The following is a 7,893-nucleotide window of genomic DNA, read 5'->3' as shown; positions in this document are numbered from 1 at the left end:
TCCGGTACCACTGCGGGGCTTGATTATACGTGGGTACTTGGGTTTATCAGCTAATTCGATTGATCGGGTCTGCTTCTGAACCCATTCCTTATCGCGCAGCAGCCGCAGCTTGTCGGTGGTAAAGCGAGACCGGAATCCGAACTTTTCCCGCATCGTCGCAGCGACGATCGCCCAGGTATCCGTACTGCTAAATACGTTGCCGATGTCGGTTCGACGCTCTGCAATGTATTTCTCAACAGCAGAGTTGTCACGGGTTGGAAAACCCAAAACAATGGCCCCCCCAGGGTTGGCATATATTTCAGGATTCTCCGCGAGCACTACGAGCTGATGCCCTAGACGCGCAGCGTGGTCCGCCATTCGTTGGACGCCAGATGTGACAGTCTCAATCGCTAGCAAAGTCTTACGAGCCAAGGATATTCCTTTCAACAATCACATTTTGGCATGTGCAAAGACCACATCATTCCTCGTTGACGCGGTACGGCCGGCGAAGCCACGGCATGTAGGCCCATGGCAGATCCAGCATTTCTTGACTGGAAATCTCGATCGGAGAGAGCGCCTCTAGGGGCAGTGCCTCGCCATGCCGAGCAAAGACCGTATCGACGTAACGGTGTCCGGTATCCGGAGCGATAAAGATGACATTCTGGTTGGGCGACCTGTCAGCTTCACGCTTTGCGACCAAATAGCAGCAGCCGCTCGATAGGCCGGCGAATACCGCATGGCGTCGGAGGAGAGCTACGGCGCCCGATAGTCCGTAGCCAAGGGAGACCCAGTGCATCTCATCGTAAAGTTCTGGTCGGACGTTTTCAAATGGGATGCCGCTGCCCATCCCAGCCATGGCGATGCCAGGATCGTCGACGTGCTCACTCCCAAATGTTACGCTTCCAAATGGCTGGATACCGATTAAACGCACATCGCTTTGATAAACCCGCAAGGCTTCCGTGAGCCCCCCAGTTGAACAACCCGAACCAATGCTTCCTACTACCGTTAGATTCTCAGCGCCGATTTGAGCGGCGATGATATCAGCGAGTGGCTTATAGCCTAGGTAGTGAATAGCGTCATGATATTGACGCATCCAGTAGTATGACGGACGTTTACCCACAATTTCCTTGACACGGGAAACCCGCCGATGTTGGTCAAGCTTAAGTGATCCTTCTGCAGGGACCTGTTCAACTGTCGCACCGAGAATCCTAAGCTGCAGCAACAATGCCAAGTCGACGGTGCTTGAACCTACAATGTGGCATTTTAGGCCGAACCGATTGCATGCCAAGGCGAGAGCATAGGCATATACGCCGCTTGAGCTATCTATAAGGGTAGTTGTTTGATCGATTGATCCTGCATCAAGCAAACTTTGAACAGCAGTTGATACCGAATAAACCTTCATACTTTCGAATCGAGCAACGTAAAGGTTTTTCTCAAGCCGAATAATGCTGGGCAGCTTTATAGCTTCGCTTATATGATCAAATATCATTTTTCAGTGCCTCGGCTGAGAATATTGGCATTGATAGCCCATGCTCAAGAAGAAAGCGGATAAGGCTCCTAGGCGACTTGCCGAAGGACGGTCTTTGAAGAGATAGCCAATCAGGCTACCAGTGTGTGCAACAACAATACCATCAGCGCCAAATATATCTTGATGGTCGACCATTGGTTGAAGGGTTCTTTTCGGAACCGCCTTTTGCCCTAGAATCGCGCTTACGGTTGAACACCGACCAATTGAATGAAGATCACCACGGTCGAATGCGCTCAGCATCTCGCTTAGGTTACGTTCGTACGCATCAAGATTCTCGATGTAATTAGATAGCAAGGCGGGCGTGACCGCATCTGTGTTCACAACCCGTTGCTCGTCGATGTAGCAGACGTGAAAAGCTGGATTTCCAGGAAGTTGGCGTATCACCTCCTGACAGCCACTTAAATAAAGTGCGTATCCATCCAAGAAGACGCTATCTGAACGCTCGATCTCGCGGAGGATGGGTGCAATCGCAGCAGGCTCGGATTTACGACCGAAAACAGCATCTAAGCACCTTAGAGTAGCAACAATATCTGCGGTCGAACTTGCCATTCCCCGCCCCCATGGCAGTTCCGATGAAAATGCCCATAGTCCCGAGGGTAATGTTAACTCGTATTTTGCGAGATATATATCGATAGCTTTCCGGCATTTTGGGCGGATATCTAATTCGGAAACACTGTCGCCCGCTTGGCCCTTAAGGTAATATGCCCAACTATGCTGAGCTACTGGCAGCGAAATAATAGCTATTTCGACTTTTCCAGAAGCGACCAAAGGTCCTTGGAGCAGCTCCCCTAGAGTTCCATTGCATACCCCGCTAAAGTAATTGATTTTGTTCTCGTCAGCGTAGCTGCCTCCACTAAGTGTATTGACTGCAGTCGTGTTCGTTGGCTCAAAGCTTCTCATGGTCGTACTCACAAGTCAGCCGTGATTGACAACGTCATACGCCGACCATCAGTCAATCCATATGTGTTGCTACCAAGAATATCGTAGAAGTATGTGTCCGCGACGTTAGACATTAGGAATCTTACCATTGCTGGAGTCCTGTCCATTTTAAATTGGTAGCGAGCGCCAAAATCGAACGACGAATACGCGGGCAGCCAAACGCTATTATCTCTTGATCCGGCCCTTTTACTGAAGTTAGCAGCTGCTAAATCAAAGGAAAGACCACCAAGCTGCTGAGGATGCCAGTCCAAGTTCGCTCTAAAGGTCTTAGAAGGTTGGTTAAGTGGCACCTTCCCAACAACTCCACGGTTAACAGCATCTCCAGTTACCTCTGGTCGTAATATAACTGATCCAATTACCATGTTAATACTGTTAGAGATTTTACCGGAAGCACTCATTTCAATGCCACGATGTCGTACGTCGCCGAGAGTTGTATATACATTTTTTACGTCGGTGCTAAAATATGGTTTACGAACGTCAAACACGCCAGCGACGATCTTTAGGCGAGGATTTAACGTCCACCGGATACCAGCATCGCTCTGGCGCGTCCGGATCGCTGGTAGGGCCTCATTGCGGTTTATCGCGTTGTTGGGCGCGATGCCGCTTTCTTCCAAGCCCCGTGTGTATCCGGCATAAACGACTAAGCGCGGACTTAGGAAGAATGAGCCTGCAGCGTCCAGGAGCCATGGGCGGTCCCGTGTCGTAGCTTCTGCCGTAAATGGCTGGGCGACTGTCTTCCGATACTGAACATGCTGAATCCCGATGTTTAGCTCGCCAACCTCTAGCCACCGGCCCTCGTATGCGACGCCAACGGAATTTTGGTTTACGGTATCATGGGTTCGCTCCCCGAACACGAATAGAGGTCTCGGAACAGGAGCCCTTACGCCAAGTTGCCTTGGCTCAAGATTTAGTGGACTCGCCGAGCCCCCATACCTGCTATCAAAAGACCGGGCACGTATCGAAACGTGAATCAAATGGCGATGTCTTGCGCCTCGGATGCTACGGGTTGCGCGCAATTCGCCACTTATAGACGAGTATTGCTGCTTTGGGTCTGCAACAACCTGCTCATACGTCAGACCGTTACTATCGGTATTTGTAAATAACTCGGCGAAGTTTTGATAACTAGTAAACTCTGAGTGAAACACACCACCTGCGATCGTCCAATCCCGATCTATATTAGCTTTCGCGATAAGGCCATGGTTTGCATTTAATGAGTCTTTACCTGTCCATTTCTGGCCAAAATAATTACGGCGACGCACGTGAGGCGGTAAGATATTTCCTACCATTTGTATAAGCGGAGATGCCTTTTCTCCCGCTCCCCACGCGGCACTAAAAAACGGAACTATCTCTATTCCCTCGGCGGGTTGCCAGCGCGGAATTATTGCTACATTGATGTAGCGGGCATTTGATCCGTCGTAATATTCTTCATTTGCGATTGATGCTCCAACGGAAACCCCCAAGGTCCCGTCGATTACCGGTATTTGACCATCGATTTGTAAGGTGGGGGCACCATATGCGAACAGCCCCGCTACAACGCTCAAAACCTTTTCGTTACTTGGTTTTCTGAGGCGATAGTCCACTATCCCCGTAGGTGCCGGGAAAGGATAGCCGAGTGCCGTTAGGCCAACGCGCACAGTTGAGCCCTCAACGAGCCTATTTGAAATCGACCCTTGCCGGTCGATGTATACCCCCTCAATCCTCACGTTGCCTGCAACGACAGGCGAAAAACCTCGTACTTTTTTTGCAGAGTAAAGGCCGATACTCTCGTTTCCCACTGAGGTTCCGAACGCATCTTGTGCGGCTGTAACGGCGTTATCTGCTGTGCGACCTCGCCGCTCCGCCAACGAGGTTTTTGTATCTGTCTGGACAACTGCACCGTGAGTGCGCGAGCTGGGTGTCTCGCCCGCTTGGCCAGCGACTTGCGCTGCGAGCGTTGCGGGTGGAATAACGGTACACAATCCGACCGCAACCAAGCGGGATGTTCTGCAGGATCTGACACTCCCGGCCGGGATCCAGCGTTCACGCGATCCGGGCAGGCCACCTTGACGTCGTCCATCACGGACGACGTCAAAATAGCGCGGCACACCGCGACGCGCCTGTCTTTCGGCATCAATTAGGGATCGTGCAAAACTCTTTTTCGCCATTGTAATCGTGACCCGTTCCTATTGACGGGATCGGCGTCATTTGAAATCCTATAGGTTCCGAGAGCAAGAGCCCCTAGAGCCAAATAGGCGTAAATGCCGAGACCCGTATGGTAGGCGAAGAGCTGAACCCTAGGGATTAGAGATGCCGCGATGCTTACAACCAAATCGCTAAGTGCAAATCCAAGTGCCCATACTGGCCAGAAGCGCGTAGTTCTTACCGCTAGCATGAAGAATGCGACAGTTACGCTAACGTCTACCGAGAATATTAGAATATCTGTAGGTTTATAGAAATTTATATCTAATATTCTCAAGATAGTTGTAATTCCAGATGCCGAGATGTTTATCAACGCACCGATCCGCTCGGGTCGCCCCCCCCGGAGGAAAGCAAACCCGCAAACGAAGATCAGGATGCAGTTGAAAGCCACTGCAAGCATCATCGCCGTATTCATGCTTTACGTATCGCCACTACTTATCCTTCAGGGCACTGTAGCGTTCAAATTTACGCTTGTTTGATATCCTGTAGCATCCGGCTTTGGGGCTCCCTCACCCCAGCTCGTTTCATCAAGACCGAGAGCGCGGCCGACTTTCTCGATCGAGAGATGCGCGCGCATTGCCATCCGCCCTTGGCTCTCGACCAGCGAAGAGAGCGCATCAACGCTTGCCTTGACCACGCTATACGTCATCGCCGCTGACAGCCCTTGCGTTGCAGTTGCGTCAAGCGTGGTGATCAGAAACTGAGCGGTGTCTCGGGTAGCAACGTTGATTGAGGCTTCCGCACGACGGAGCTCTTCAGCAACAAGATTACTAACAGCGGCAAGGTGCGGCATTGACGTGTCTCCACCTGGCATCGCGGTGCCAGTTAGGCTGGTTTCATGCCGAGCAAGAGCGTCAACGATACGATCACCATCGTAGCAACAGTTACAGCAATCGGCGTAACGATCGCTATGATCCCGCCCCATACTAGAACCTGTTGCCATGTGAGGGTGCTCGTCGGTTTCCCTTTGGTCGGCAGGGGCACAGGAAGCGGCCAAAATGGTTCTATGGAAGATGTAATTTCTACAGGGTGGGAAGAATCTACCTCAGATTCGTATGCGGCCAACTGGCAAGCGGCATCAAACCGGCTGCTGGCCCCGAGAATATTTTTAGCCTCTATCAATTGGTTATCGACATATCGTGGGCTTATGCCGAGCGTATGTGCAATTTCTGCAGATTTCCGATGCTGATAGACAAGCCGAAGGCAGTCGCGATGCCTCGTCGTTAATTTCCCGAATCGCTCAGATTCGATCACAGTCGCCATACGGCCCTCTCCCCCTCCACACAGCCTAACCCTCTACAAACTGTGTTACATTTTTACATAATTTCAAAGCAGAGGTTGTCGGCCTCGGTCAGGAGATATTGAGGTCGTCCCCTAATTGTAGCGGATCGCAATGATGATCGCCCGGAACTGCAATACCGGCTCGGGCGACGGGGTAGCTGTGGCGAACGATGAACCTATACAATCATTCAGATTGGGCTCGATTCCGAGATGAAGTCATCAAGCTCGATGGCCAGCGGTGCGTGCGATGCTCGCGCGGCCGAAGCGATGACGTCGTTCTGCAAGTCCACCACAAGCGCTACATTCCCGGTCGGAAGCCCTGGGAATACGCCCACTCCGACTGCGAAACGCTGTGCAAAGGTTGCCATGCCGAAGAACACGGGATCATCATGCCCTCCAGTGGCTGGCTCCTGCTGGCGACCGACGACCTGGGCGACCTGAACGGAAACTGCGAGCTGTGCGGCACAGCGCTGCGCTACTCGTATGCGATCGTTCATCCGGGCTGGGGATCGATGGCGGTCGGCACCGACTGCTGTGACAAGTTGACCGGCACGACCGACGCCAGCGAATACCACGACATGATGCTGAAGGATCGCGGCAAGGTGAAGCGCTTCGTGTCATCGCCGAGCTGGAGGACGTTGGCGTCCGGCGAGGAGAGTATCATCCGCGCTGGAATCGCTGTTCGCATAAGCGAGACCGAGGGGAAATTTTACATCGGATTGGGACCGGCATGCGGAAAGGCGTCACATGACAGTCTGATCGATGCCAAGATCAGGGCTCTCGAATTGATCGATACCGGAGAGGCCGCGAATTATCTGGAGAAGCGGCGTCATAAGGAACTCGCCCGCCTGCGCCAGCGCGATGCAAAAAAAGTTGAAGCACGGCTAAGAGCCATTGAGAGGCCCTAAGAAGATTTTGAGAGCTGTTGTAGAAAGCCTTTCTACAACAGCAGCCCCTTGACCCCCATCCTGATTTCTGTGCCTACAGCCCGAAGGGCTACCCCATCCCCGATGGGGCATGACGATCGAACCCTCGATCCTTTCACTTCGATTTTATCGAGGTCAAAAGGCGAGGCCCGTTCATGCAAGACCCTACTACTCGTCAGGTTGAGTTATTTCTGAAAGCCAAGCGCCCCAAGTCGGCGCTTGCGATTGCTATTCTGCGTGGATTCCCGTGGTGGCGGCTGTCCGGTGGCATGGTCGGGCTTGCAGCACTTGGGCACTTCAATCCGTGGAGCTGACGATCGGACTTCTTGCCGCCTCGTCATCCCGGTTGATCTCGATGGTACAGCGCACCGTCTTCTTCGTCTTCACAGCTTTCGTGTAGCAGGCTTGCACAGCCTTGCGATTGGCGGTGATGATCCGGTCAGCCGCCGCAATGTTGGCGAAAGCATCCGGCGCCGTGGCCCGCATAAGGCGCTGCCCCGCTTCCCATTTCGGTAAGTCGAGCGTCCGCGCGGCTATCCGCTCTGGCCATTGCCAGCTCGCCGGCACGATCTCACGCGCGACGAGGCCGGGCAGGATCGACCATACAAGGATGCCGATCGCCGCCCCGCCCAGCCCGAACCATAGCTGCCGGTTCTTCTGGTCGGCCCGCGTCCACGCGGACCCGGCGACGGCGCGCAACTCGGCCATGACGCGAGCCTTGTCCTCGCCCGCCTTGGCGAGCGCGGCCTGATCCTCGCGCCGGGCGGCGTTGCCTGCTGCGGCGATGCGCTGCGCCATCTGCTCGGGCGTCATCGCCATGACCGGGGGCGGCGGTAAGCATCTTGCCGATATGGTCGAGCCGTCCGGTTGTTCGGTCCACGCCCTGTTGCAGATGCCCCAACGTCTCGGTGTAGTCGGGCACGTCGATCGCGGCCCGCTCGGCCGCCAGACCCTCCACGGCACGGCGTAGCAACGCCAGCTCGCGGTCCTGGCCTTCTACTACGGCGCGCAACCGGTCGAACGCCTCCGCCGGATCGCCGCCTTCCTGCATATCGTCGTCCA

At 53.8% G+C, this 7,893-nt stretch carries 9 protein-coding genes; 2 read left to right on the top strand and 7 right to left on the bottom strand.

Annotated features, from left to right (window positions below; all coding sequences use genetic code 11):
* The 6 genes from ASF09_RS20120 to ASF09_RS04425 all read right to left on the bottom strand — a co-directional run.
* A partial coding sequence (locus tag ASF09_RS20120; RefSeq protein WP_200912518.1) for a hypothetical protein occupies window positions 1-411 on the bottom strand: 411 nt, incomplete at its 3' end.
* Window positions 412-457: 46 nt separating this feature from the next.
* Window positions 458-1,468 (bottom strand): pyridoxal-phosphate dependent enzyme, encoded by a 1,011-nt coding sequence (locus tag ASF09_RS04440; RefSeq protein ID WP_060525108.1) that lies wholly within the window; start codon window positions 1,466-1,468, stop codon window positions 458-460.
* A 3-nt stretch (window positions 1,469-1,471) separates the two neighbouring features.
* On the bottom strand, window positions 1,472-2,407 hold the full coding sequence (locus tag ASF09_RS19625) for a GHMP family kinase ATP-binding protein (RefSeq protein WP_162237225.1): 936 nt from the start codon (window positions 2,405-2,407) through the stop codon (window positions 1,472-1,474).
* Window positions 2,408-2,415: 8 nt separating this feature from the next.
* Window positions 2,416-4,026, bottom strand: a complete 1,611-nt coding sequence (locus tag ASF09_RS19620; RefSeq protein WP_162237224.1) for a TonB-dependent receptor domain-containing protein — start codon at window positions 4,024-4,026, stop codon at window positions 2,416-2,418.
* Between the two features lie 1,040 nt (window positions 4,027-5,066).
* Complete coding sequence (locus ASF09_RS04430; RefSeq protein ID WP_060525103.1) at window positions 5,067-5,417, bottom strand: hypothetical protein; 351 nt, start codon at window positions 5,415-5,417, stop codon at window positions 5,067-5,069.
* Between the two features lie 32 nt (window positions 5,418-5,449).
* Window positions 5,450-5,887: a helix-turn-helix transcriptional regulator gene (locus tag ASF09_RS04425; RefSeq protein WP_235529609.1), complete on the bottom strand. Its 438-nt coding sequence runs from the start codon at window positions 5,885-5,887 to the stop codon at window positions 5,450-5,452.
* Between the two features lie 188 nt (window positions 5,888-6,075).
* On the opposite strand from ASF09_RS04425, the gene ASF09_RS04415 reads away from it, so the two are divergent.
* On the top strand, window positions 6,076-6,813 hold the full coding sequence (locus ASF09_RS04415; RefSeq protein ID WP_156359209.1) for a hypothetical protein: 738 nt from the start codon (window positions 6,076-6,078) through the stop codon (window positions 6,811-6,813).
* Window positions 6,814-7,128: 315 nt separating this feature from the next.
* Here the strand turns inward: ASF09_RS04415 and ASF09_RS04410 are convergent, their stop codons facing one another.
* The gene (locus ASF09_RS04410; RefSeq protein ID WP_235529607.1) at window positions 7,129-7,650 is read right to left on the bottom strand and encodes a DUF6118 family protein; all 522 of its coding nucleotides are present in this window, start codon (window positions 7,648-7,650) and stop codon (window positions 7,129-7,131) included.
* Here ASF09_RS04410 and ASF09_RS20860 point away from each other — a divergent pair.
* Window positions 7,649-7,801 (top strand): hypothetical protein, encoded by a 153-nt coding sequence (locus tag ASF09_RS20860; protein WP_235529606.1) that lies wholly within the window; start codon window positions 7,649-7,651, stop codon window positions 7,799-7,801. The genes ASF09_RS04410 and ASF09_RS20860 overlap by 2 nt on opposite strands.
* The last annotated feature ends 92 nt before the right edge of the window (window positions 7,802-7,893 follow it).

The organism is Sphingomonas sp. Leaf242 (assembly GCF_001422045.1).
Classification (GTDB): domain Bacteria; phylum Pseudomonadota; class Alphaproteobacteria; order Sphingomonadales; family Sphingomonadaceae; genus Sphingomonas.
This window is presented reverse-complemented; position numbering and strand designations above follow the sequence as displayed.

Coding starts and splice junctions, on each gene's coding strand:
- ASF09_RS04430 (WP_060525103.1), bottom strand. CDS start 5,417: ATGCCGCACCTTGCCGCTGTTAGTAATCTTGTTGCTGAAGAGCTCCGT.
- ASF09_RS04410 (WP_235529607.1), bottom strand. CDS start 7,650: ATGGCGATGACGCCCGAGCAGATGGCGCAGCGCATCGCCGCAGCAGGC.
- ASF09_RS20860 (WP_235529606.1), top strand. CDS start 7,649: ATGACCGGGGGCGGCGGTAAGCATCTTGCCGATATGGTCGAGCCGTCC.
- ASF09_RS04415 (WP_156359209.1), top strand. CDS start 6,076: ATGAACCTATACAATCATTCAGATTGGGCTCGATTCCGAGATGAAGTC.
- ASF09_RS04425 (WP_235529609.1), bottom strand. CDS start 5,887: ATGGCGACTGTGATCGAATCTGAGCGATTCGGGAAATTAACGACGAGG.
- ASF09_RS19625 (WP_162237225.1), bottom strand. CDS start 2,407: ATGAGAAGCTTTGAGCCAACGAACACGACTGCAGTCAATACACTTAGT.
- ASF09_RS04440 (WP_060525108.1), bottom strand. CDS start 1,468: ATGATATTTGATCATATAAGCGAAGCTATAAAGCTGCCCAGCATTATT.